Annotated in this window: 22 protein-coding genes and 3 pseudogenes; 13 read left to right on the plus strand and 12 right to left on the minus strand. The window is 71.1% G+C overall.

From position 1 onward, the window contains the following. The first annotated feature begins 37 nt into the window (after positions 1-37). Both C6376_RS11315 and C6376_RS11320 read left to right on the plus strand, forming a co-directional pair. Complete coding sequence (locus C6376_RS11315; RefSeq protein ID WP_107443297.1) at positions 38-685, plus strand: TetR/AcrR family transcriptional regulator; 648 nt, start codon at positions 38-40, stop codon at positions 683-685. Positions 686-742: 57 nt separating this feature from the next. Continuing rightward, positions 743-2,857, plus strand: a complete 2,115-nt coding sequence (locus C6376_RS11320; RefSeq protein WP_107443298.1) for an AAA family ATPase — start codon at positions 743-745, stop codon at positions 2,855-2,857. An 88-nt stretch (positions 2,858-2,945) separates the two neighbouring features. On the opposite strand, the gene C6376_RS46375 is transcribed toward C6376_RS11320, so the two are convergent. Together C6376_RS46375 and C6376_RS11330 are read right to left on the minus strand one after the other, a co-directional pair. Next, complete coding sequence (locus tag C6376_RS46375; RefSeq protein ID WP_319594720.1) at positions 2,946-3,923, minus strand: SRPBCC family protein; 978 nt, start codon at positions 3,921-3,923, stop codon at positions 2,946-2,948. Between the two features lie 106 nt (positions 3,924-4,029). Beyond that, positions 4,030-4,722: a TetR/AcrR family transcriptional regulator gene (locus tag C6376_RS11330; protein ID WP_107443300.1), complete on the minus strand. Its 693-nt coding sequence runs from the start codon at positions 4,720-4,722 to the stop codon at positions 4,030-4,032. A gap of 53 nt (positions 4,723-4,775) precedes the next feature. Here C6376_RS11330 and C6376_RS11335 point away from each other — a divergent pair, with 53 nt between their 5' ends. From C6376_RS11335 to C6376_RS11355, 5 genes and pseudogenes are all read left to right on the plus strand, one after another. Next, a complete protein-coding gene (locus tag C6376_RS11335) occupies positions 4,776-5,894 on the plus strand; it encodes an NAD(P)/FAD-dependent oxidoreductase (protein ID WP_107443301.1) in 1,119 nt (372 codons plus the stop codon). 90 nt (positions 5,895-5,984) lie between these two features. Then, a pseudogene (locus C6376_RS11340) lies at positions 5,985-6,089 on the plus strand (VOC family protein); the annotation flags it as partial. A gap of 314 nt (positions 6,090-6,403) precedes the next feature. Then, a complete protein-coding gene (locus C6376_RS11345; RefSeq protein ID WP_107443302.1) occupies positions 6,404-6,832 on the plus strand; it encodes a helix-turn-helix domain-containing protein in 429 nt (142 codons plus the stop codon). Positions 6,833-6,964: 132 nt separating this feature from the next. Next, positions 6,965-7,663, plus strand: coding sequence for a hypothetical protein (locus C6376_RS11350; protein ID WP_107443303.1), 699 nt, complete (start codon positions 6,965-6,967; stop codon positions 7,661-7,663). 175 nt (positions 7,664-7,838) lie between these two features. After that, positions 7,839-8,180 (plus strand): DUF2516 family protein, encoded by a 342-nt coding sequence (locus C6376_RS11355; RefSeq protein ID WP_107443304.1) that lies wholly within the window; start codon positions 7,839-7,841, stop codon positions 8,178-8,180. Positions 8,181-8,303: 123 nt separating this feature from the next. Here the strand turns inward: C6376_RS11355 and C6376_RS11360 are convergent, their stop codons facing one another. The 3 genes from C6376_RS11360 to C6376_RS11370 form a co-directional block, all read right to left on the minus strand. Further along, complete coding sequence (locus tag C6376_RS11360) at positions 8,304-9,863, minus strand: PP2C family protein-serine/threonine phosphatase (protein ID WP_107448902.1); 1,560 nt, start codon at positions 9,861-9,863, stop codon at positions 8,304-8,306. Positions 9,864-10,170: 307 nt separating this feature from the next. Continuing rightward, positions 10,171-11,268, minus strand: coding sequence for a C40 family peptidase (locus C6376_RS11365; RefSeq protein ID WP_107443305.1), 1,098 nt, complete (start codon positions 11,266-11,268; stop codon positions 10,171-10,173). Between the two features lie 306 nt (positions 11,269-11,574). Further along, positions 11,575-12,393 (minus strand): SAM-dependent methyltransferase, encoded by an 819-nt coding sequence (locus C6376_RS11370; RefSeq protein ID WP_107443306.1) that lies wholly within the window; start codon positions 12,391-12,393, stop codon positions 11,575-11,577. Between the two features lie 206 nt (positions 12,394-12,599). Here C6376_RS11370 and mshA point away from each other — a divergent pair, with 206 nt between their 5' ends. The 3 genes and pseudogenes from mshA to C6376_RS11385 all read left to right on the plus strand — a co-directional run. Further along, the gene (gene mshA, locus C6376_RS11375) at positions 12,600-13,934 is read left to right on the plus strand and encodes a D-inositol-3-phosphate glycosyltransferase (protein ID WP_107443307.1); all 1,335 of its coding nucleotides are present in this window, start codon (positions 12,600-12,602) and stop codon (positions 13,932-13,934) included. Then, on the plus strand, positions 13,927-14,442 hold the full coding sequence (locus C6376_RS11380) for a YbjN domain-containing protein (RefSeq protein ID WP_107448903.1): 516 nt from the start codon (positions 13,927-13,929) through the stop codon (positions 14,440-14,442). The genes mshA and C6376_RS11380 overlap by 8 nt, the downstream gene beginning before the upstream one ends. 112 nt (positions 14,443-14,554) lie before the next feature. Further along, a pseudogene (locus C6376_RS11385) lies at positions 14,555-14,839 on the plus strand (DUF2000 family protein); the annotation flags it as partial. Positions 14,840-14,903: 64 nt separating this feature from the next. Here the strand turns inward: C6376_RS11385 and C6376_RS11390 are convergent. Further along, a complete protein-coding gene (locus tag C6376_RS11390; protein WP_107443309.1) occupies positions 14,904-16,259 on the minus strand; it encodes an MFS transporter in 1,356 nt (451 codons plus the stop codon). Positions 16,260-16,432: 173 nt separating this feature from the next. On the opposite strand from C6376_RS11390, the gene C6376_RS11395 reads away from it, so the two are divergent. Further along, positions 16,433-17,194, plus strand: a complete 762-nt coding sequence (locus C6376_RS11395) for a phosphoglyceromutase (protein ID WP_107443310.1) — start codon at positions 16,433-16,435, stop codon at positions 17,192-17,194. 110 nt (positions 17,195-17,304) lie between these two features. On the opposite strand, the pseudogene C6376_RS45135 reads toward C6376_RS11395, so the two are convergent. Continuing rightward, positions 17,305-17,451: pseudogene (locus C6376_RS45135) on the minus strand (site-specific integrase); the annotation flags it as partial. Between the two features lie 1,868 nt (positions 17,452-19,319). On the opposite strand from C6376_RS45135, the gene C6376_RS11420 reads away from it, so the two are divergent. Beyond that, a complete protein-coding gene (locus tag C6376_RS11420; protein ID WP_107443312.1) occupies positions 19,320-19,727 on the plus strand; it encodes an NUDIX domain-containing protein in 408 nt (135 codons plus the stop codon). 470 nt (positions 19,728-20,197) lie between these two features. On the opposite strand, the gene C6376_RS11425 is transcribed toward C6376_RS11420, so the two are convergent. The 3 genes from C6376_RS11425 to C6376_RS44700 all read right to left on the minus strand — a co-directional run bounded on the left by C6376_RS11425 (position 20,198) and on the right by C6376_RS44700 (position 21,325). Next, entirely contained in the window at positions 20,198-20,479 is a 282-nt protein-coding gene (locus C6376_RS11425; protein WP_107443313.1) for a type II toxin-antitoxin system RelE/ParE family toxin, read from the minus strand. 4 nt (positions 20,480-20,483) lie between these two features. Next, positions 20,484-20,789: a type II toxin-antitoxin system Phd/YefM family antitoxin gene (locus C6376_RS11430; RefSeq protein ID WP_216825584.1), complete on the minus strand. Its 306-nt coding sequence runs from the start codon at positions 20,787-20,789 to the stop codon at positions 20,484-20,486. Positions 20,790-21,121: 332 nt separating this feature from the next. Next, positions 21,122-21,325: a hypothetical protein gene (locus C6376_RS44700; RefSeq protein WP_216825585.1), complete on the minus strand. Its 204-nt coding sequence runs from the start codon at positions 21,323-21,325 to the stop codon at positions 21,122-21,124. 73 nt (positions 21,326-21,398) lie between these two features. On the opposite strand from C6376_RS44700, the gene C6376_RS11440 reads away from it, so the two are divergent. Then, the gene (locus C6376_RS11440; protein ID WP_107443315.1) at positions 21,399-21,854 is read left to right on the plus strand and encodes a helicase-associated domain-containing protein; all 456 of its coding nucleotides are present in this window, start codon (positions 21,399-21,401) and stop codon (positions 21,852-21,854) included. A gap of 372 nt (positions 21,855-22,226) precedes the next feature. Here the strand turns inward: C6376_RS11440 and C6376_RS11445 are convergent, their stop codons facing one another. Next, entirely contained in the window at positions 22,227-22,832 is a 606-nt protein-coding gene (locus C6376_RS11445; RefSeq protein ID WP_107443316.1) for a dihydrofolate reductase family protein, read from the minus strand. A gap of 535 nt (positions 22,833-23,367) precedes the next feature. Next, the gene (locus C6376_RS11450) at positions 23,368-23,838 is read right to left on the minus strand and encodes a hypothetical protein (RefSeq protein WP_107443317.1); all 471 of its coding nucleotides are present in this window, start codon (positions 23,836-23,838) and stop codon (positions 23,368-23,370) included. Position 23,839 lies beyond the last annotated feature (1 nt).

The raw sequence follows: 23,839 nt of genomic DNA on the forward strand, positions 1-23,839 counted from the left end.
TTCCGCCCGCCGCTTCCACGGCCCGTAGGCTCATCTCATGAGTGCGACCGGGCTGCGTGAGCGCAAGAGGCAGCAGATGTACAGGGCGGTGTCGGAGGTCGCCGTCCGGCTCTTCCTCGAGCGCGGCTTCGACGCGGTGTCCGTCGCCGAGGTGGCCGCCGCGGCCGAGATCTCCAAGCCGACCCTGTTCCGGTACTTCCCGAGCAAGGAGGATCTGGTCCTGCACCAGATCGCCGATCACGAGCGGGAGGCGGCCCGCGTGGTCGCCGCGGCCCGCGCCGAGGGGGTCGCGCCGCTCGCCGCCCTGCGCCGGCACTTCCTCGACGGGCTGGCCGCCGAGGACCCCGTCACCGGCCTCAACGACCACCCGCAGGTGCGGGCCTTCTACGACCTCCTCTACGGCACCCCCTCCCTGGTCGCCCGGCTGCACGGCTATCTGGAGCGTTCGGAGGCCGCCCTCGCCGAGGCCCTCGCGGACGACCTGCCCACCGCCCTCGACGCCCGGCTGGCGGCCGGCCAGATCATCGCCGTCCGGCGGATCCTCGCCGAGGACACCTGGCGACGGGTCGCGGCGGGCGAGCGACCGGCGGACGTGCGTGGGGAGGCGGTGGCGGCGGCCGAGCGAGCCTTCGACACGTTGGAAGCGGGGCTCCCGCAGCTCGTCCGGACAACCCCTGGCGAGTAGATAACGTGACCGCATAAAAAATGTAACCGAGTTACATTTTTTCGCTATCCTCGTCGTATGACGGCACCCGACCTCGACACCGCCCTGCACGCCGAACGCGCCCACCACGAGGCCTGCCGGGCCGCCTTCGCCGCCATGGTCGAGGGCGCCGACCTCCAGGTCGCCACCGGCGAGGACGTCTCGGCCTCCGGCGCCGACGCCGAAGTCCTCGGCTACCGGCTGCGCAGCCATGCCAAGGCCCTGCACGAACTGCCCGATGGCCCGCTGTTCTTCGGACGGCTCGACTTCGCGCAGGGCACGGGCGGCGCGCACGAGGGCCTCGCCCACCACATCGGGCGGCTCCGCGTCAGCGAGCACCCGGCCGCCCCGCCGCTCGTCGTCGACTGGCGCGCCCCCGTCTCCCGCGCCTTCTACCAGGCGAGCGTGCGCGACCCGCAGGGCGTGGCCGTACGACGACGGTTCGGCTGGGCCCCGGGCAGCCGGGGCGACTCCGCCGACCTGACGGGCCTGGAGGACGAGCGGCTGGACGGGGGCGGCGCGAGCACGGGCGCCGGGGAGGGCGTGAGGGACGACACGGGCACGTCGTCCGACCGCGCCGCCGTGCGCGGACCGGACGGCGGCATCGTCGCGCGCGAGATCGAACGCCCCCGGGTGGGCCCCATGCGGGACATCGCCGCGACCATCCAGCCAGAACAGGACGACCTCGTGCGCGGGGACCTCGCCGCATCGGTGTGCGTGCAGGGCGCCCCCGGCACCGGCAAGACCGCGGTCGGCCTGCACCGCGCCGCCTACCTCCTCTACACCCACCCGCGCCGCATCCGGCGCGGCGGCCTGCTGATCCTCGGCCCCCACCGCGCCTTCCTCTCCTACATCGCCGAGGTGCTCCCCTCGCTCGGCGAGACCGGCGTCCGGCAGTCGACGCTCCAGGACGAGATCGCCGCCGGCCACCGGGTGACCGGCGCCGACCCCGAACGGACCGCCGCCGTCAAGCACGACCCACGGATGGCCGAGGTGCTGCGCCGGGCCGTGTACGGACGGGTGGCGGCCGACCGCGCCGAGGACCTGCACCTTCCCGAGGGCTCCGGTCACTGGCGGATCGCCGGCCGGGTGCTGGCGGAGATCGTCGCCACCGTGCTGGCCGAGGAGCCCCCCTACGACACCGGCCGCGAGCGGGTACGGGCCCGGATCGTGCGCCGGATCCAGGAGCAGGTGGAACGCCGCAGCGGGCCCAGTCCGGCTTCCTGGACACGCCGGATCGAACGGGCCGCGCCGGTGAGCGCCTGCGTGGAGACGGTGTGGCCGAGGGCGCGACCGGCGGAGGTGCTGGCCCGGCTCCTCACCGACCCGCAGGAGCTGGCCCGGGCCGCGGACGGCCTCCTGGACCCCGACGAACAGCGGGCCCTGCACTGGCCGCGCCCGCCCCGCACACCGAAGTCGGCACGCTGGTCGGCCGCCGACGTCGTCCTCCTCGACGAGATCGCCGGCCTGCTGGACCATCCGCGGGGATATGGCCATGTCGTCGTCGACGAGGCCCAGGACCTCTCGCCGATGGAGTGCCGGGCCGTCGCCCGGCGGGTCCGCTTCGGCTCGCTCACGGTCCTCGGCGACCTGGCCCAGGGCACCACGGACTGGGCGGCGTCCTCCTGGCGGGTCCAGCTGACCCACCTGGGCAAGCCGGACGCCACGATCGTGCCGCTGACCACGGGTTTCCGCGTACCGGCCGCCGTGCTCGCCCTCGCGGACCGCCTCCTCGACCGTCTCGACGCCGATGTGCCCCGGGCCCACTCCCTGCGCCGTGACGGCGAACTGCGCGTCCGGCGGGCCGACGGCGACCTCCCGTCGGCGGTCGCCGCCGCCGTCCGCGACGCGCTCACCCACGAGGGCTCGGTCGGCGTCATCGCCGCGGACTCCCAGGCCGACGCGGTCCGTGAGGCCCTCACCGCGTCCGGCGTCCCGGCCGCCGGCCCGCAGGACCCGCCCGCCCGGGTGACGGTGGTGCCCGCGACCCTGGTCAAGGGCCTGGAGTACGACCACGTCGTCGCCGTCGAACCGGCGGCCGTCGCGGAGTCGGAGCGCCGCGGCCTGAACCGGCTCTACGTGGTCCTCACCCGGGCGGTCTCCCGCCTGGACGTGGTGCATGAACGAACCCTGCCGTGGGAGGCGGAGGGCTGAGGAAGGCCGTCCGGCACACCAGTGCGGCACGGCACATGCCGGGCGGGGTCCACGGACGGAGCGGCCCCTCCGGCTGTCCGCCGGTCCCTCAGGCCGCCACGGCCCGCTTCAGCCGCAGCAAAGTGGTGCGCATGCCGGCTCGGTTGGCCGCCGCACGGGCCTCGGGGCGGGTGCCGGTGAACAGGAGTCCGAGCAGCTCCGTGACGCGCGAACCGGCCCCGCTCCGCAGGTCCCGCCAGTACTCGGTGACGAGGGTTCCGTCACCCTCCGGCTCGAGCCGGTAGCCCCACAGGGCCACGGGCAGGCCGAAGGTGCTGACCCGGAACGCGAACTCGCGGGGCGCGTCGGCCACGGTGACCCGGCAGGTCGTGAACCACACCAGAGGGCCCTTGCGGTTGAACCCCACGAATCCGGTCCCCTCACGTGCCGTCGTGCCGCGATGCCACACGTAAAAGCATTCCGGGCTCCATGCCCCCATGTTCCGGAGATGGGACAGCGCCGCGTAGACCTCTGCGCCGGGAGCGTCGACGACGATGCTTTCCTGTATTTCCCACAGGCGTGCCACAGGGTTTCTCCCGAAAGGTCTCTGAATGTGCTGTGCGGGGAAAGGGGTTCCGGTCCGGAACCTCGCGGACAGTAGTGGCATGTCGGCCGGTAAAGCAACGGCCTCATCGGAATTCCGGCCTCCCTTTGGCGCGCTGATCGGGAGTCGGATCGTTTGGAGTCGTGCCCCAGGCGGGCGTCCCTCGTGGGGTTCTTGTACGTCGGAGACGTGTGTGCGAGGTCCGTACGCCCGGGTCGCACGGCGGCGAGCATCCGCGGCAATACGGCCTGAGGTGGCGTGTCCGAATTCCGGCCGGTGAACAGCCGGAGTCGGCCGCACCGCCCGACGGCCGCATTCCCGGCCAAGGGTGCTCATCCGTTCGAGGCCTCTCCTGTCCGCCCCGAGGCCGAAATCCGTCGCAGTGCCGGATCGCAGGAAAAGCGCCGGAGTGAGCGGCGTCGGCCCGAACAGTGACGGTGACCCGTGATCCGTGCCCCGTGACCTGCGACCCTGATCCGTCATCCGTCACCGTTCGGGCCGTTTCCGGAAAGGAAGCGCGGGTTCGTCGAAGTCCCGCGGACACCGGGCGCCGACCTCTGTCCTGCTCGGACTCGGCAGGATCCGGGCGTCACGCCTGCGGTCGGGCGAGTTTGGCGGCCACGGCGTCGAGGACCCAGTCCAGGCCGGTCGCGAAGGATGTCTCGGGGTCCACGTCCGTGCCGTCGTGCACGGCCTTGGCCAGCGCCGGGAAGCGGCCCGTGGCCAGCATTCTCGTCACATGCGGCCCGGAGGCGCGCTGCCAGTCGTGCTTGGACAGGCCCGTGGCGCGCTCGGCCCGCAGGTTCGCGATCTCGCGCCTGATCGCGCCGGTGAAGTAGGCGCTGACGGTCTCCATGGCGCGCATGACGGTGTCGACGTCGGCGAGGCCGTCGAGTGCGGCCAGCGTGGCCTCGGTCAGGGCGAGGCCGTTCGGGCCCAGGGCCGGGCGGCCGCCGAGCAGGTCGGCCAGCCATTCGTGACGGAGAGCGGCCTGCCTGGTGCGGTGGGCGAGGACGCGCAGCGTCTCCCGCCAGTCGTCGGGCTTCTCCTCGGGGAGGATCTCGGCCTGGACCTCGTCCACCATGAGGTCGAACAGCTCCTCCTTGGTGGAGATGTATCCGTACAGCCGCATCGGGCCGGCGTTCAGCCGGGCGGCGACCTTGCGCAGGGACACCGCCTCCAGCCCGCCCACGTCGGCCAGCGCGACGGCGGCGGCGACGATCCGCTCCCGGTCGAGCGGCACGGGGCGAGTCGGCGGCTCAGGCCGGTCCCACACAGTCATGGTCACACCGTACTATTGCGATACAACGTCTGGCATCGATACAGTGTATCGACATGAGACACCGAATCGCAGTGGTCGGGGGCGGTCCCGGCGGCCTCACCCTCGCCCGTGTCCTGCACCGCCATGGTCACCCGGTCACCGTCCTCGAACGCGATCCCGCCCCCGACGCCCGCCCCCCGGGCGGCACGCTGGACCTGCATGAAGGGCTGGGCCAGCTCGCGCTGGACAAGGCGGGGCTGCTGGCGGAGTTCCAGGAGCTGTCCCGTCCCGAGGGGCAGGCCATGCGCATCCTGGACACGGCCGGGACCGTCCTGCGTGACTGGCGACCCGGTCCGGATGACCTGGCCAATCCCGAGATCGACCGCGGGCAACTCCGTGACCTGCTGCTCGGCCCTCTCGACGTCCAGTGGGGGCACGGCGTGACGCAGGTGGTGCCGGGGGCCGGGGGCGGCGTAAGGGTCCATCTCGCGGACGGACGAGAGGAGGCGTTCGACCTCGTGGTCGGCGCGGACGGCGCCTGGTCCCGGACCCGACCGGCGGTCTCGCCGGTGACGCCGCACTACACCGGCGTCACCGGTGTCGAGACCTCCCTCGACGACGTCGACACCCGGCACCCCGACCTCGCCCGGTTGATCGGCGACGGCTCCGTGGCCGTGTACGGCGAGAACCGCAAGCTCGTCGCCCAGCGCAACAGCGGCGGTCATGCCAAGGTGTACGCACAGTTCCGCGCGCCGCTGGACTGGCACACCCACCTCGACCTGGCCGACGTCGAGGCCGTCCGATCGAGTTTGCTTGCTCTGTTCGACGGCTGGGCCGCCCCCGTCCTCGACCTCCTCCACCACGGCACCGCCTTCGTCCACCGCCCCCTCCACGTCCTGCCCGTGTCCCACACCTGGACCCACGTCGCCGGGGTGACGCTGCTGGGCGACGCGGCCCATCTGATGCCCCCGTTGGGGGCGGGCGCGAACCTCGCGATGCTGGAAGGCGCCGAACTCGCGGAGTCCATCGCCGCCGGCCCCGAGGATCTCGACGACGCCGTCCGCGCCTTCGAGGAACGGATGTGGGCGCGGGCCGACAGGTGGGCCAAGCTCACGACGGCCGGCCTGGAGCGCCTCGTGAGCCCGGACCCCGCCGCAGCCCTCACCCTCTTCGACCGGGTACAGCCCTCCTGAACCGGGCGGCCGCCCGGTTCAGGAGTGTGTGCGGTCCTGTCCTGTCCCAGACAACCTGTCGGCATGGGGAGGCCCTGAACTGCTGTGCTTCTGCTGGAGCTGGGTGCGGGAAAGCCGGATCACCAGCCGCACGGGGACAAGGCACGGGTCCTCACACACCCTGCCGGGCATCCCTTCTGCATCGTCACGCGCTGACTGGTGTTACCGCGGCGATGAGTGTGGCTATGCCGTCGGGGTCGCCGAGCCGATACTCGATCTCCGCAGCCGTTGACCTGACGGTTTCCGCTGGCCCGAGCCAGGCCGTGGGAGTCCCGACCCGCCTGACAGGCCAGGTGAGGAGTTCGTCTTCGTCGCGCGACGTCCATAGGCCAGTCCGAACCACTGGGACTCGCCACATCTCCTGGGAACGGACACCTGTCGTGCTCAGTCACACATGGTCACAAGTGGCGTGGCACACTTTTGCAAGCAGGTGCTTGCAAAAGTTAGCGGGGGTGGTGCAAGGTGGAGGCATGGCATCGCTCAACGTCGGCAACCTCGGTGACTACCTGCGCGAGCAGCGGCGCAACGCGCAGCTCTCGCTCCGGCAGCTCGCCGACGCCGCCGGGGTGTCCAATCCGTATCTGAGCCAGATCGAGCGCGGGCTGCGCAAGCCGAGCGCGGAGGTGCTGCAGCAGGTCGCCAAGGCGCTGCGGATCTCCGCCGAGACGCTGTACGTGCGGGCCGGCATCCTCGACGCGGAGCGGGACCGGGACGAGGTCGAGACCCGGGCGGTCATCCTCGCCGATCCCACCCTGACCGAGGGCCAGAAGCAGGCGCTGCTCCAGATCTACGAGTCCTTCCGCAGGGAGAACGGGATCGGGAGCGACGACGGCCGCACGGACGCAACGGGCCCTCGGGCCCACGGGAGCGACGTCGATCCGCAGCAGACGGCCGGCTGACCGGACCAGGGGACCGGCCGCACCACTGCGGAACCGCACGACCCTCAGCCGAGGGCGACGTACTCGGGCGTACTCGGCGCGCACGACCCACAGACGAACACAGACGAATGTGAATCCGGGAGGACCTTCACCATGGCCATCACCGACGACCTGCGCAAGACCCTCAGCGACCCGACTCCGCTCTACTTCGCCGCGGGCACCGCCGACCTGGCCCTCCAGCAGGCGAAGAAGGTGCCGGGTCTGGTGGAGCAGCTGCGCACCGAGGCCCCGGCGCGTCTCGAGGCGGTTCGCAACACCGACCCGAAGTCCGTGCAGGAGAAGGCCAACGCCCGCGCCAAGGAGGCGACGGCCCGCGCCAAGGAGGCGACCGCCCGCGCCAAGGAGGCGCAGGAGTCCCTCCAGGCCAAGGTCACCGACTTCATCACCACCCTCGACGGCGACATCAAGAAGATCGGCAGCACCCTCGACGCCGACCTGAAGAAGCTCGGCGAGTCCGCCCAGGACCTCGCCCTGCGCGGTGTCGGCGTCGCCGCCGAGTACGCCGTCAAGGCCCGTGAGACCTACGAGAAGGTCGCCGAGCACGGCGAGCAGGCCGTGCGGACCTGGCGCGGCGAGGCCGCCGAGGAGATCGAGGAGCTCGCGATCGCCGTCGAGCCGAACGCCGAGCCGAAGACGGCGCCGAAGCCCGAGCCGGTCCAGCTGCGGACCGACGAGCCGAAGACCGCTCCGGCCGAGGCCCGCTCCGAGACCGCCGCGGCGAAGAAGCCCGTCACCCGGAAGGCCCCGGTGCGCAAGCCCGCCGCGAAGAAGACGACGCCCCCCGCCAAGTGAGACCGGGGGCCGGGACGGACACGGCAGAAGACGACATACGGACCCGGGCCGGGCACTGACGAGGTGCCCGGCCCGTTGTACGGGTAGCGGGAGCGCGGTTGCGGGTACGGTGACCGCGTAGGACACGAGCAGGTCGAGTCCGGGACGAGACGCGTCGAATCAGGTGGTGGGCGTTGTGCTGATGGCAGGCTTCGCGGGGCTGATGTGGCTGCTCTACCTCGCCATGTTGGCTTTCGCCGTGGTGGCACTGGTGATGGCCGCGCTGTTCCGCGACGACGCGTATCGTGCCGCCGACAAGCAGAACAAGGGCTTCTGGCTGATCATCCTCGGCATCGCGGTCGCGGTGAACCTCCTGGTGCCGATGCTCTTCCTGCAGCTCGCGGGCCTCGTCGCCTCGATCGTCTTCTTCGTGGACGTCCGCCCGGCCCTCCGGCAGGTCTCGGGCGGCGGCTGGGGCCGCCGGCGCGGCGGAAGCAGCAGCGACGGCCCGTACGGCCCGTACAACGGCGGACGCTAGGGCTCCTCCGCGTCTTCGTCATCCTCCGCGTCTGCGTCATCGAGTCCGGCCCGGTCACGGCACCACCCACGGCAGTAGACGCGGCAGGCGGCGCAGTAACGGGCGCGCGCGTCCCGCGCCTTCCTACGGCACCCGGTCCAGCAGGACCACCGCGACGTCGTCCGTCAGCTCGCCCCCGTTGAGTTCGCGCACCTCGCTCACCGCGGCGCGCAGCAGCGCCTCTCCGCTGAGCCCCTCGGCGAGCTGGCGGCGGATCATCTGCACCATGCCGTCCTGGCCGAGCCGTTCCCTGCCCTCGCCGATCCGCCCCTCGATGAGGCCGTCGGTATACAGCATCAGGCTCCACTCCGCGCCCAGCTCGACCTGCGTCCGCGGCCAGCGGGCGCCCGGCAGCAGGCCGAGGGCGGGCCCGTTGTTGTCGTACGGCAGCAGGCGCGCGGGCCGGTCCGGCCGGGCGATCAGCGGCGCCGGGTGGCCGGCCAGGCAGAGGCCCGCCCGGCGGCCGTCGGGCGCGATGTCCACCGTGCACAGCGTCGCGAAGATCTCGTCGTCGTCGCGCTCGTGCTCCAGCACCTGCTGCAGTGTGTTCAGCAACTGGTCCCCGCACAGGCCCGCCAGGGTCAGCGCCCGCCAGGCGATGCGCAGCTCCACGCCGAGCGCGGCCTCGTCCGGGCCGTGCCCGCAGACGTCGCCGATCATGGCGTGCACGGTGCCGTCGGGCGTACGGACGGTGTCGTAGAAGTCGCCGCCGAGCAGGGCGCGCGAGCGACCGGGCCGGTAGCGGGCGGCGAACCGCAGCGGAGAGCCCTCCAGCAGCGGCGTGGGCAGCAGGCCGCGCTCCAGGCGGGCGTTCTCCTGCGCGCGCAGTTTGCCCTCGGCGAGCCGCCGCTCGGCAGTGTCGGAACGTTTCCGCTCGACCGCGTACCGGATCGCGCGGCTCAGCAGACGGCCGTCCAGTTCGTCCTTGAAGAGGTAGTCCTGTGCACCCACGCGCACGGCCTCGGCACCGCGCTCTGCGTCGCCGGAGGCGGTGAGCGCGAGCACGGCGTGCCGGGGAGCGAGCCGCAGCACGTGTCGCAGCACGGCGAGTTCGTCGTCGCCGGCGGCCGCGGACGTGCGGCCCGGCACGGGCAGCGCGATGTCCAGCAGGATGCAGTGCACGTCGTCGGTGAGCAGCCGCTCGGCCTCGGTGAGGTTGCGGGCGGTGCGCACCCGGATCGGCCTGCCGTCCGAGTCGGGCAGGTCGCGGAAGATCGGCGCGGCCGTGGGATCGTCCTCGATCAGCAGCAGCGTGAGGGGGGTGTGCGCGGCGCCCGCACCGGTCGCGCCAGTACCCGGGGCGGTGACGCCGGTCACGGCGACGACGGGCGCGCTCACGCCTGCGGTGCTCACGCCTGCGGTGTTCACGCCATGGTGGACGCCGTCCACGGGCGGAACGTTGAGCGCTCCGTCATGCGTGTTGCGGTGCGCGCCGCCCTGCGTGTGCGGGTGTGCTCCGCCGCGCGCGTCATGGAGCGCGCCGGAGGGGACGGCGTCGTTCGCCACCGTCGTCTCGTTGCGACAGGCCTGCTCTTCCCGGCGCCCGGCTTCTTCCTCAGAGGGGTGGCCGACTGCGGGCACGTCCTGCGCCTGACCACTTTCCACGGCCGGGATCGCTCTCTGCCGCGGTACGGGTACGGGCATCGTCTTGGATTCCTTCCCTCCCCCCGAGGGCATGGCGGGGGCGAGGGACCTCGACCCACCGACGGGGACCATAGCGGCAGAAGGCGCTGCAACGGAATGGCGTACGGCACGCCGCTCGATCTCTGGCCCCTGTCATATGCCGCGATCCCTACCGCAGTTGGACAGGCCGACACCCGGGAGGGGATGACGAACGTCACGTCGCCCCCGGTTCGACGCGTCCGGGCGGCCGACGGAGGTGTCCTGGATCACACGGACGAGGCCGCGGGCGGGCCGCACGGAGGAGGCGGCGCGGGTCGGACGGGCGAGGTCACGCGTCCGGGCGGACCACTCCGAGAATCGGCATCGTGCCCGCTCCCGCGAGCGTGACCGTGCGGCCCGGGCGCGGGGCGTGGATGATCGCGCCGTCGCCCACGTACATCGCGACGTGGCTGGCGTCGCCGAAGTAGATGATCAGGTCGCCGGGGCGCATGTCCTGGACGGCGACGTGCGGCAACTGCTTCCACTGCTCCTGCGAGGTGCGGGGGATCGGCCGTCCGGCGCTCTTCCAGGCCTCGGAGGTCAGACCGGAGCAGTCGAAGCTCTTCGGCCCCGCGGCGCCCCATACGTACGGCTTGCCCATCTGAGCGGTGGCGAACTGCACGGCCGCCTTGCCCTGTGGGGACGCCGCGCTGTCGATCTCCTTGAGGATGCCGGTGTCCAGCCAGGCGGTCTGCGCCTTCTGCGCGATTTGCGCCTCCAGTTGCTCGAGGCGCTCCTTCTCCTTCTTCTCCAGCCGGGACTCGAGCTTCTCCGCCGCGGCGATCTGCTTCTCGATCTTCTTCTGGGCCGCCGCCTTGGTCTTGCGGCCCGCCTCCAGCTTCTGCCACTGGGTGGAGGCGTCCTTGGAGTACTGCTCCAAGTCCTGCTGGACCTGCGTCAGCTGGCCGATCAGACCCTTGGTCGCGCGCTGGCCCTGGCGGACCCGGCCCGCGCCGTCGAGGAACTCCGACGGGTCGTCGCTCAGCATCAGCTGCGCCTCGTCGGGCAGGCCTCCCGTGCGGTACTGCGCGCGGGCCGCGGCGCCCGCGCGGTCCTTGAGGTCGTCCAGCTTCTTCTGGCCCGCGACGATCTTCTTGGCCAGCTCGACGATCTCCGCGGACTGCTTCTGCGCCGCTTCCTCGGCCGCGTTGTAGGCGTCGGTGGCCACCGCGGCGTCGTGGTACAGCGCTTCGAGCTGGGTGCGGACGGCCTCGAGGTCCTTGTTGGTGGCGGTCGAGGGAAGTGCGGGGGCCGACGAACCCGCCTTCGGCGTAGGGGCCGGCGTGGGGTTCGGGCTGGCGAACGCCGCGCCGGGCGCCCCCAGCACGGTGACCGCGCAGACCACGGTCACAGCTGCAGCGAGCAGGCCGCGCTTCCCCGTTCCCATACCCGTCCCCCATGTGTGATTAACCGTCAGTAACTTACGTGCTCGGGGGATCGTGCCACGTCACGGCCGAAAACGACAGAGGTGACGACGGAACCGGCATCGGCAGTCCTTCCCCTCCCGCCCGCCCCGACATTCGCTCTCCCCGCCTGTGTGACGAACGACTCACGGAGATCGTTCCCGGTGGCCGCCCGGAGATCGTTCCCCATGGTCGCCGGGTGGTCGCCGGGTGGTCGCCGGGTGGTCGCCGGGTGGTCGCCGGGTGGTCGCCCGCTGACCGCCCGGTGGTCGTCCCCGTGACAAGGGCCGTCAGTCCCGCGGTGCCAATGCCGCCCATCGCACCGTCACTTCGCCCTGCCGCCAGCGCGTCGGCCCGTCCGTCACCGGCCAGCCGGCCGTCAGGTCCCGTACCGCGCGCATCCACCGCTGCCGGGCGCCGTACGACGCGTACGGTGCGGCGGCCGCCCAGGCGCGGTCGAAGTCGCGCAGGAAGGCGTGCACGGGCTCACCCGGGACGTTGCGGTGGATCAGGGCCTTGGGCAGCCGCTCCGCGAGGTCCGAGGGCCGTTGCAGGGAGCCCAGCCGGGTCGCGAAGGTGACCGTGCGAGGTCCTTCCGGTCCCAGCGCCACCCACACGTGCCGGCGTCCGATCTCGTCGCAGGTCCCTTCGACGAGCAGGCCGCCGCGGAACCCGGTCGCCGGGTCGGCCGGCGCGAGCCGCGCGCACAGGCGCCGCCAGACCGCGGCGACCTCGCCCTCGTCGTACTGGCGCAGCACGTTGGCGGCGCGCACCAGGTGCGGCCGCCGGGGGGTCGGGATCTCGAACCCGCCGTGCCGGAAGGCCAGCCCCTCACGCTCGTACGGCCGGGCGGCCGCCACTCGGGCCGGTTCGATCTCGACGCCCACGACACGCGCGTGCGGCGCGACGGAGCGCAGCCGCTCCAGCAGCTCGACGGCGGTCCAGGGTGCGGCCCCGTAACCGAGGTCGACGGCGACGGGATCGGCGGCCCGGCGCAGGTCGCGGCCGTGCGTCGCGGCGATCCAGCGGTCCATGCGGCGCAGCCGGTTGGGGTTGGTCGTGCCGCGCGTGACCGTGCCCACGGGGCGGGTCGGGGCGCGGGACGTCATGCCTACGAGGGTATGCGGTGCGGCCGCGCGGAGTTCCCGCACACGGAACGCGGTCGAACGGTTGAGCGACAGACGGTAATGGCTGGGCAAAAAACGCCGGCGTCGCGGAACACGCCGGAATGGGAATGTGCTCGTCCGGGTTGCAGCTCCGTGGAGGGCGCCCCACACCCTCCGTCAGGCATGCCCGCAGCGAGGAGGACCGCCACGTGAGCTACGTCAACAAGCTCGGGCGTCGCTCTCAGACCGCGCCGCAGCGGCTCAGGCTCCACCGCCGTCCCCGTCGCGTCGCGATGCTCTCCGTGCACACCTCCCCGCTCCACCAGCCAGGCACCGGCGACGCCGGCGGCATGAACGTCTACATCGTCGAGCTCGCCCAGCGCCTCGCAGCCATCAACATCGAGGTCGAGATCTTCACGCGCGCCACGACCGGCGGCCTGCCGCCCGTCGTCGAGCTGGCCCCCGGGGTCCTCGTCCGGCACGTCGACGCGGGCCCTTACGAGGGCCTCGCCAAGGAGGACCTGCCGGCCCAGCTGTGCGCCTTCACGCACGGTGTGATGCAGGCCTGGGCCGGCCACCGCCCCGGCTACTACGACCTAGTGCACTCGCACTACTGGCTCTCCGGCCACGTGGGCTGGCTGGCCGCCCAGCGCTGGGGCGCCCCGCTGGTGCACGCCATGCACACCATGGCCAAGGTCAAGAACGCCAACCTGGCCGACGGCGACACGCCCGAGCCCGCCGCCCGCGTCATCGGCGAGACCCAGATCGTCGTCGCCGCGGACCGCCTCATCGCCAACACGACGGAGGAGGCCGAGGAGCTCGCCCGCCACTACCACGCCGACCCCGGCAAGGTCGCCGTCGTGCACCCCGGCGTCAACCTCGACCGCTTCCGCCCCGCGGACGGCCGCGCCGCCGCCCGTGACCGCCTCGGCCTGCCCCAGGACGCCCTGATCCCCCTCTTCGCGGGCCGCATCCAGCCGCTGAAGGCTCCGGACGTCCTCCTGCGCGCGGTCGCCGTGCTGCTCGACGAGCGCCCCGAGCTCCGTTCCCGCATCGTCGTGCCGATCGTCGGCGGCCCCAGCGGCAGCGGCCTCGCCAAGCCGGAGGGGCTGCAGAAGCTGGCCGCGCGGCTCGGCGTCGCCGACGTCGTGCGGTTCCGGCCGCCGGTCGGCCAGGAACAGCTCGCGGACTGGTTCCGGGCGGCGTCGCTGCTGGTCGTCCCCTCCTACAGCGAGTCCTTCGGACTGGTCGCCATAGAGGCGCAGGCGGCCGGGACACCCGTCCTCGCGGCCGCGGTCGGCGGCCTCCCGGTGGCCGTCCGCGACGGTGAGACGGGCTTCCTGGTGCAGGGCCACGATCCGGCCCGCTACGCGCGCGTGCTCGAGCGGTTCGCCGACGGGCCCGAACTCCCCGCCCGCATGGGCGCGGCCGCCGCCGCGCACGCCCGGTCCTTCGGCTGGGACACCGCCGCGGCCGCCACCGCGGACGTCTACGCGGCCGCGGCCCAGGCCCACCGCCGTGGCGTACGCTCCGAGCATGGGTGACGTGGAGAAGACGGCCGCGCAGGTCATCGAGGACTTCCTGAAGGACGCGGAGCTGGAGTGGGAGAGCCCGTCGCCCGGCTCGTACGTGGTCCAGCTCCCCGGCGCCCGCAAGCTCAAGACGACCGTCTCCCTCATCGTCGGCCGTCACTCCCTCTCCCTGAACGCCTTCGTCGTCCGCCACCCGGACGAGAACGAGTCCGGCGTCCACCGCTGGCTGCTGGAGCGCAACCTCAAGCTGTACGGGGTGAGTTACGCCGTCGACCAGCTCGGCGACGTCTACGTCACCGCCCGGCTGCCCCTCGCCGCCGTCACCGCCGACGAGATCGACCGCCTCATGGGCCAGGTCCTGGAGGCGGCCGACGGCGCGTTCAACACGCTGCTGGAGCTCGGGTTCGCGAGCGCCATCCGCCGGGAGTACGAGTGGCGGGTCTCCCGGGGCGAGCCGACGCGCAACCTGGACGCCTTCGCCCACCTGACCCGCCGGCCGGCCGGACCCTCGCCCGCCTGACCCGCCGGCCCGCCGGCCCGACCCTCGCCCGCCGGACGCCGCCGATCAGCGGCCGGAGGACTTCCGCCCCGCTCCGTACCGCCCCGGCGTGACCCCCACCAGCTTGCGGAGGTACGAGAACGCGGGCGGTGTCCCCTGCCTGCCGATGTTCCGCCAGCCGGTGCTGGTCTTCGAGGGCACGAAGGAGACCCTGAAGTCCGCTCACGCGCGCCTGCTCTCCCGGTCCCTCCCGCGCGCGGTGTTCGCGAGCGACCTCTTCGCCACGGGCAACGACCGCGACAACCGCGCGGCCGTGCGCGCCGTCCCCACGGGTGAGCTGGACCTGGTCGGGCTGGCCGTGTACGGCCCGAAGAACGCGGTGGACAAGGCGCTGAAGGGGGCCCGGATGCACTCCTGACCGCCGCGCGGGCGCCGGGGACCCCCAGCGCCCGCGCACCCGCCCGCCAGATCGGCCCCGTGCCTCAGACGGCGCCGACCTCGGGCTTCGCGGCGGCCACCGGGCTCCCAGTGGCCGGGTTCCCGGTGGCCGGGTTCCCGGTGGCCGGGCTCTCGGCGTCCGAGTTCTCTGCGGCCGGGGAGCCGCCCGTCACCGGGTCGTCGGCGGCGACCGGCTCCTCGTCCGGCAGCCGCCGCATCAGCACGGCGTGCCCGGCGCCCGCGGCCGTTCCGACGACCGCGCACAGCCCCCACAGCCACTCCGCGCCGAACCGGTCGATCACGACACCGGACATCACCGGGGCGACCAGGGACGCCACCGCCCACGACAGCGTGTACATGCCCTGGTAGCGCCCGCGCCCGTGGGTGGGGGAGAGCCGGACGACGATCCCCGTCTGCGTCGGCGCGTTGACGATCTCGGCCAGCGTCCACACACAGACGGTGAGCGCGAAGACGCCGACCGACCCGGCGAAGGCGGTGAGCCCGAAGCCGTACCCCGCGAGGACCGAGGAGATCACCAGGAGCCGTCGCGGATCGCGGTGCTCGATGAACCGCGTCACGGGGATCTGCAGCACGACGATGAGCACGCCGTTCACGGCGATCGCCATGCCGTAGTCGGCCGGCGTGAACCCGGCCGCGCCCATCGCCACGGGCAGGCCCACGCCGCCCTGCTGGAAGACGAGCGCCACGAGGAAGGACAACCCGACGACACTCATGAACCGTCCGTCGCGCAGGACCGTCCCCAGTCCGACCGCGTCACCGTCGCGGACGTCCCTGTCCGTCCGCACGGGCCGCGACTCGGGCAGCTTGAGGAAGACGACGACCGCGCAGACCAGCGTCATCCCCGCCTCGAGGAGGAAGCCGGCCCGGTAGCTGACCTCGGCGATGAACCCGGCGGCCATGGACGAGACGGCGAACCCGAGGTTGATGGCCCAGTAGTTCAGCGAGAACGCGCGGACCCGGTCCTCGGGCCGCACGATGTCGGCCATCATCGCCTGCACGGCCGGGCGGGAGGCGTTGGAGGCCATCCCGACGAGGAAGGCGACCCCGGCGATGGCGACCGGGTGCTCCACGAACCCGAGCAGCGCCACCGAGGCGGCGGTGCAGGTCTGCGCGACGAGCAGCGTGGGCCGCCGTCCGAGCCGGTCGGCCATGACCCCGCCGCCGAGCGACGAGACGACCCCGCCGAGCCCGTGCAGCGAGACGACGAGCCCGGCGTAGGAGGCGGAATATCCGCGGTCGAGGGTCAGATACAGCGCCATGAAGGTCGCGACGAACGCGCCGAGCCGGTTGACGAGGGTGCTGGTCCACAGCCACCAGAACTCGCGGGGCAGCCCGGAGAGCGTCTCTCGGGCGGCGCGTCTCAGGACGGCGACAGGCATGGCGGATCCCCCGGGATGTAAGCGGCGCAGGCGGTACTCAGAACTTACGAGGGAAGCGGGGGGCGGGGCCACTCGATTAACAGAAACGGTCAATCGTCGTCGGCGCGCCCCCGGTATGTCCGCTGTATGAGCGGATGTACGACCGAACGGAGCCGTCGATTACGCTCGGACGCATGGCCGACGCACCGTACAAGCTGATCCTCCTCCGCCACGGCGAGAGCGAGTGGAACGCGAAGAACCTGTTCACCGGCTGGGTGGACGTCAACCTCAACGAGAAGGGCGAGAAGGAGGCGGTCCGCGGTGGCGAACTCCTGAAGGACGCCGACCTCCTGCCCGACGTGGTCCACACGTCCCTCCAGAAGCGCGCGATCCGCACGGCGCAGCTGGCCCTCGAATCCGCAGACCGCCACTGGATCCCGGTCCACCGCTCCTGGCGTCTGAACGAGCGCCACTACGGCGCCCTCCAGGGCAAGGACAAGGCCCAGACCCTCGCGGAGTTCGGCGAGGAGCAGTTCATGCTGTGGCGCCGCTCCTACGACACCCCGCCCCCGGCCCTCGAGGACGGCACGGAGTTCTCCCAGTCGGACGACCCGCGCTACGCGTCGATCCCGCCGGAGCTCCGCCCCCGCACGGAGTGCCTGAAGGACGTCGTCGTCCGCATGCTCCCCTACTGGTACGACGGCATCGTCCCCGACCTCCTCGCCGGCCGCACGGTCCTGGTCGCCGCCCACGGCAACTCCCTGCGCGCCCTGGTCAAGCACCTCGACGGCGTCTCGGACGCCGACATCGCGGGCCTGAACATCCCGACGGGCATCCCCCTCTCCTACGAACTCGACGCCGCCTTCAAGCCCCTCAACCCCGGCGGCACCTACCTCGACCCCGAGGCGGCCGCAGCAGCGATCGAAGCAGTGAAAAACCAGGGCAAGAAGAAGTAGAGATCGCGATCATGCCCCCGAACTGCGGTTTCTCCGCTGGGAGGGGGCTTTTCGCTGTCTCTGGGCCGTCTCTGGGCCGTCGGGGCAACGGGGCCGTGTGCTCTCCGGGCTCCGGCGTCCAGGAGCACCGAGGCGTAAAAGTGGCGGAGGGCGTGCATGCCGTTCTCGCGTGACTCGGCGTACGAGCCGCCCGGCTTCCGCTGAGGGAACACTCCGGCGCCCGCGAGCGCGCGCTTCCGCACCTCCTCGTTCAGGGATCGTTGTCACCCGCTCCCTGCGAAACCTCCAGGTCAGGGAGCCGGAGATTTGCCGGCGTACCTTCCAGAAGGGGTGTTTCCGCCTGTACGCTCGCCGACGCGTCCCCGGTACGGGTGAGGAGTCTCATGGAGCTGTCGCTGTCGAGGCTGAACCGTCTCGCGAACGGCAGCCTCGGGGCGATCCCAGCAGTTGGGGCCGTCGCCTATGCGGTACAGGCCAGTGACGACCTTCCGCGATTCGCGGCTTGCCTCGCCTTGATCGGGTCGGCCGTCATCTCCGTCAGGGGATACCGGCTCGGCGTAACGTGTCAGCACACGACGATGGTGATCCGGGGATACCTGTGCACTCGGGTTATCGCGCGAGAGCACGTCACGCAGATCACGAGCTTTCCGGCGGTCCGATGGACGACTCGCAAGGGGCGTACGCGATGGACCCCCATCATGGCGCTCGTGATGACCGCGAGGGAATCCCCTGCAACCCGACTGCAGAAGGACCACGCCACCAGGAAGCTGCGGCGGTGGGCAGCACAGTAGGAACCGACCCAGCCGGCGGCGTTATTGACCGCCCCTGAGGGTTGCCCGGATCCGACGACAGGCCGCGCTGACATGCTGCGACAAGGAGCGCGGCCGTCTCCGTTTCCGTCTCATTCACCCCCGTTCAAGGCCGTTCAGAGCGGACCGTCGGTCCGGCTCGCCACGCGAGCCGGCCGCCGATGAACCCATGTGAACGCCCCTGTACACGCCCCAACACCCCACCACCGCAAAGTTGGAAGGCGTGTTGGCCGTACGCCGGGTTCAGCATGGAGCGAGAGCGGCCGCCGACGTGTCGTCGCCACCACCCAGCAGCCGTTCGCGGCCATGTGAGAACCATCGACCGGGCCACCGGGCAGGAGGTCTCACCCTGTCTGGTGACGCTCAGCGCCAGCAGGGAGCAGTTCGGGAAGCTCCGTCTCAGTCACGTTGATCCAGCGCAGTGCCTCAGGGGACTCAACGCTTCGGTGTCTCCCAACCCCTACGATCTCGAACCGATGCGCCCCATCGTCGAGTTCGGCACCAGGCGAGCGGCCCCGGATCGATCACGGTCCGGGCCCTTGCCGGTCAGAGAGTTGATCGATCGGGCAGGGCGCGACCGCCGGTGATCGGGTGTGGCTGATCAGACGGGGATCCAGTCAGGCCACTGTGGAGGGACGTTACTCACGGGGCAGAGCCCGGAGTCGCCGGGATAGCCGTCCAGCGTCCCTCGGGTCGTGAAGAGCCACCAGGCCAACGACACCGTCGCGACGACCACCAGCAGCGTCGGCAGTAAGACTCGGACCGCCGTTGGCGCGCGAACCACCAGGCATCGGCCGATGGCCCGCGCCACGAGTCCAACGAGTGCCTCGCCTCCCACGACAAGAGGGAGCAGGAAGTTGAGTTCGAAGCGTCCGCCGGCGTCGTAACCCGCGTCGCAGTATGCGCGCGCCCAAACGGTCAGCGACCAGGCGACGCAGCCTATGGCGGCTCCCAACAACGCGGAGCCTGCCCAGGGGAGGCAGGAGGTGGATCTCGGCTCGGCTGTGTGCACGACATGACACGACATCGAACGCACCATTCACGGTTCCGAGGTGGGCGGGTGAGTGTCCAACTGTGTGACAACGCCGACGGACAACGGCGGACGACCGCGAACGTCTGCGCACCATCAGCACGGGTGAGAGTCACTCCAGCCCAAGGCAACAACCTCGCCCGAGTTGCTTCGGGACGAAGCGGTCGTCCTCCAAGCGCGGCGTCACGTTCCCGTCGGCACAGCTCCCTCATGTGGACGTCGCCGGCAGCGGGTTGGGGCTGGACGGTGCTGACGAGGACGGTGCCCTCCGATACGGTCCAGGGCCATGGCGAGTGGTAATGGTGTGCCGGAGAAGGTGGCGTGGATCCTGGTTCGGGACGACCGGGTATTGGTGACGCGTAGTCACGGCAGAGATCGCTTCTACTTCCCGGGCGGTCATCGTGAGCCGGGCGAGTCCGACGGCGAGACCCTGGTGCGGGAGATCGACGAGGAACTGCAGGCGGCTGTCGACCCTGGTTCCATGGTGCGCTTCGGCACGTTCGAGATCGGCGAGGGCCATCCGGATCACGGCCCCTTCCGGATGATCTGTTACACCGCCGATCACGTCGGCGAGCTGACCCCGTCGAGGGAGATCGCCGAGAAGGCGTGGTTCCGCTACGCCGATCGGGACCGAGTCTCCGCCGTCGACGAGATGGCTTTCGACGCGCTTCACGAGGCCGGGTGGCTTCCCTGATCCCGTGGTTGCTGCGACATCCGCGCTCAGCGGCACCCCTGAGCACCACTCCAGGGCGTGCTCCTGCGAGAGAGGGACCCAGCCTTCGAGGCAGCTCGTCGCGGCCAGCATCCGTCTCATTTCAGCGCCGTTCACGGTTGTTCATCAAAGACCGCGCGCTGAGTTCGCCTCACGGGCCAGACGCCCATGAACGCAAGTGAACGCCCTGGAACCGAGCCCGGATCTCCCCCGACACAGTTGGAAAGCGTGTTGGGGGCAACCCCTCACGAGTTCGAATCTCGTATCCTCCGCTCCCGCCTGACCAGGCGAAGCGAAGAGCTGAGCCGCAATTGCGGCTCAGCTCTTCGCTGTGCGTCGGTTGCAGTTCTGGTTGCGTTTACAGTCGACATTCAGGACATCTCGACAAGCCGACAGGCGCACTCACCGCGACCCCCGGCGAGCGGTCGGCGCCAACCTGCACCGCGGAGGACCTATGGAACTTGGCGGTGGATGTCGCGGCGATTGCCGACGGCCAGGACCCACACGATCAGCTGACCGTCCTCGACGGTGTAGACGACGCGGTAGTCGCCGACCCTGAGCCGCCAGCGGGCGCTGTGCCCCTGGAGGACCTTGACGTCGAAGGAGGCGGCGCCCCCGGCGTCCAGCGCCTTCTGGAGTTCGGTGAGGCGGTACAGGATGCGCAGGGCGTCCGGGCGCGGGATCTTGAGCATGTCCCGCTGAGCGTGCGGCGTGAAGCGCGTGACGTACCCCATGAGGTCAGCCCTGATCGGCACGTAGCAAGGCGGCCATCTCTTCGAGCGAGACCGACCCCTGCGCACCCTCGGACTCGGCTTCGTCGGCAAGTCGGTTGAGCCACGCCTCTTCGGTGTTCTCCGCGATCTCACGTAGGCGCTGGTACTCCTGGATGTCGATCACGACGGCTTCCTGCTTGCCCCGCCGAGTGATGATCGTCGGGGTGTCCTCCCGGCGGGCTCGATCGATGACGTCAGCGAGGTGGCTGCGGACATCCGCCATGGATTCGATCACTGGTTCACTCATGTCATGAATGTAGCAGATGTACATGAATGTGGAAGGTAAGTGGCCGGATGGCCGCGGCGACATCGATCTCCGCGGCGTTCTCATCCGCCTCTCGAGCAAGAGGTGAGTCCCCGCCCCCTGGCATGGACACCGGGTCGGCCCTTGACTGTCAGAGGGCTGCCTCTCGTGGCTCGAAACGCTTCGCTTCCGGGGCACTCCACGACGGCTCCGCCGCCGATCAGGAAGTGCGAACCAGTCGCGCTGCGTAAAGCGATGTCGGCGAACCGTTGTGTGCAGATCGCAAACACGGGCCGAGAAAAACCACTGGTCGCACGATGCCTGGCCGGGATCAGTAGCCGTTGGCGCCACGCCACGTGTTACGGCCCCGGCTCAACTCCGACCTCGCCGGAAAGGTTCCATGCCGAGGCCAGCCAGGTCAGGTCGGCTCCGGCCCGACGGCGGATCGCCCGCTCGCGCGAGAACAGCTCCTCGGTCTTCGTCAGCACCAGCGTGTACGGGCGCCCCTGCCGTCTGGTCTGATGGCCTACGGGCAGCTCGGCCGTGGCGATCCCGCTGTGCACGTGCCGCCGCCCGTCCTTCGCCAGCGGCCACTCCAGCGTCCGCCGCGACCGGGAGCCGAGAAACGCACCCAGGGTGCCGCACAGCTCACAGCCGCACCCGGTCCACGCCACCGACCAGTCATCCCTCGACGGACTCGCCCCCGCCGAGACCCTCCTCCTCGACGCCTTCGCCGAACGCACCGGCGACCGCGTGTGGTCCCTGACCTCCGCCTCGCTGCTCGCCGCCGTCGACGCGGGCCGCGATCTCGCCGAACTCCGACACCATCTGGACGCCAACACCGCCGCTCCGCTCCCGCAGACGATCACCACCCTGCCGGCCGACGCCGCCCGCCGCGTCGGCCAGGTCCGCGACACCGGACCGGTGCACCTCATCGGGTGCGCGGACCCCGCCGTCGCGGCCCTCCTCGCCACCGACCGCCGCACTCGCACCCACTGCACCCGCCTCGGCGAACGCCACCTCGCCGTCCCCCTCGACAAGCTCCCCGCCTTCCGCAGGTCCGCCCTCGCCCAGGGATACCCCGTCAGCTGACACACGCCCTCGTGGGCACCGCACACGGACCGGCACAGTCAGTGGTCTGACCAAGAGGAACCCACTGTCCGCTGGGTTGCAGTTCTGGTTGCATCCACCTCCGTCCATCACCGTCCGCGCACCGATCAACCTCGCACCTCGCCGCTGGTGGATGGGGGTGCAGCGAGGCACATGCTTGCCTGCCGGGTCGGCCGCACCGGGATACCAACGGCCGCGGCGCGAGCGCGGCTCAGGGACGCGTTCGAGACGGGCGCCGTACAGGGACGACGGACCGGGCGTCCTGACGTCGGCCGTTCGTCCCCTGTCAGGTCTTGCTCCGCGCCCGCGGCGCCGGTCTGGCGGCCGTCCAGACCGGCGGAGGACGGGGCGACGTCACGCAGGGGTGCCGAGCGGCGGGTGCTCGAGCACGCGGGGCCTGTACTCGACCAGCTGGATGCGGCCGTCGAAGGTGCGGTGCTCGATCATCTCGAGGGCAACGTCCGGATAACCGTCGTAGATGCGTTCTTCGCCCGTGGCCCCGGTGACCACCGGGAACATCACGACCCGGAAGCGGTCGACGAGTCCGGCTCGTAGCAGGGACCGGCTCAGGCTGAGGCTGCCGATCGTGCTGAGGAGCCCCGAGCCACTCGACTTCATGGCGCGGACCGCCTCGACGGCGTCGTCGCGGACGAGCGTGGAGTTGGCCCACGTCAGTGGCTCCTCGAGTGAGGAGGAGAACACCACCTTGGACGCCTGCGTGAGCTCGTCGACGGACGCCTCTTCTTCCGGCCTGAACTCGTCTTGGCCGGTCGGGACCTCGCCTGCGGCGAAGCCCGACATCAGGCGGTAGGTGTTCGCTCCCATCAGATAGGTGGCCTTGGGCTGTTCGCCGAGCCATGTGAGGTACTCCGGGCCCTCGAGGCCCCAGAATCCGGGCCATCCCTCTCCCGATGCGTGGCCGTCGAGGGAGGTGATGAAGTCGACGAGAAGCTCCGACATGGCGGTTTCCTTTCCTGGGGTGTCACGAGCTTGGACCGGCCGGGAGCCGTAAACTCACCGGCCGCGCTGTGGAGTGAGGGGAAACCCCATGACGGTGCAGCCGATCAGGTGGCGGCGGCACTGCTTCGGAGAGCCGGAGGCCTACACGATTGCACTATGCACGCAGCCGGGAACGATCTCCACGCGTTCGGGAACGGTGCTTCGAGTTCCGTCGAAGCCCCAGCTCAGCCCGATCCGCGAACGGCGGGACGTCCGCCGAAGGATTGTCGACCGGGGCCGCCGCGTAGGCGTCCAGAGCCCAGGCCGGTGGCACAAGGAAGGTGAGCAGCAGCATCGCTCCGCTCAGATGCATGGCGGCGAGGTGCACTGCCGCTCGACGGAGCACCGTCCTGGTACGCCTCGTCGCAGACGTCGACTCGTGATCGCCTGCCCTCATGGTCCTTCCTCGGCGTCTCGCGCACTATGCCCGACAGCGATTGCGGCAACACGGTACGCCGTACCACTCCTGGCACACGCGCCGCTCTCGGTTCCCGTCTCAGTTGTTTGCCCGCTGGGCCGCGTCCCAGGACTGCTGTTGCCAGAACAGGACGAGGAAGAGGGCCAGGACGAGGTCGTCGGACAGCGTGCGGCTCCCGTCGTGCAGCCGCACGCGAACGGGGCGGGAGCCGAGCCGGTCGTAGAAGATCTCGAGCGGGCCGATGCCACGGACACGGCTTCCGCCACGGTCGTGCCTCAGCTCATACGGTCCGATGCTGAGCAGACGGGCGCCGAACCTGCTGCATCCACAGGTCCACTGCCCGACGGTGCGCGGCAGGGTGGACCACCTGCGGTAGGTGATGCCGACACCGCCCACGGCGCGCAGCGTCGCACCGAAGCGCTGGTACTCGAGCGGCCATGGCCCCAAGGCGCGCGGGGTGCTGTCCAGCCACTCCCTTCGGCCGTAGGAGACCTCCACGTCCCCGATGGTGCGCAGCAGCCCTTTCCGGTACGTCAGCTCGACGTCCATA

This window comes from Streptomyces sp. P3 (assembly GCF_003032475.1).
Taxonomy (GTDB): domain Bacteria; phylum Actinomycetota; class Actinomycetes; order Streptomycetales; family Streptomycetaceae; genus Streptomyces.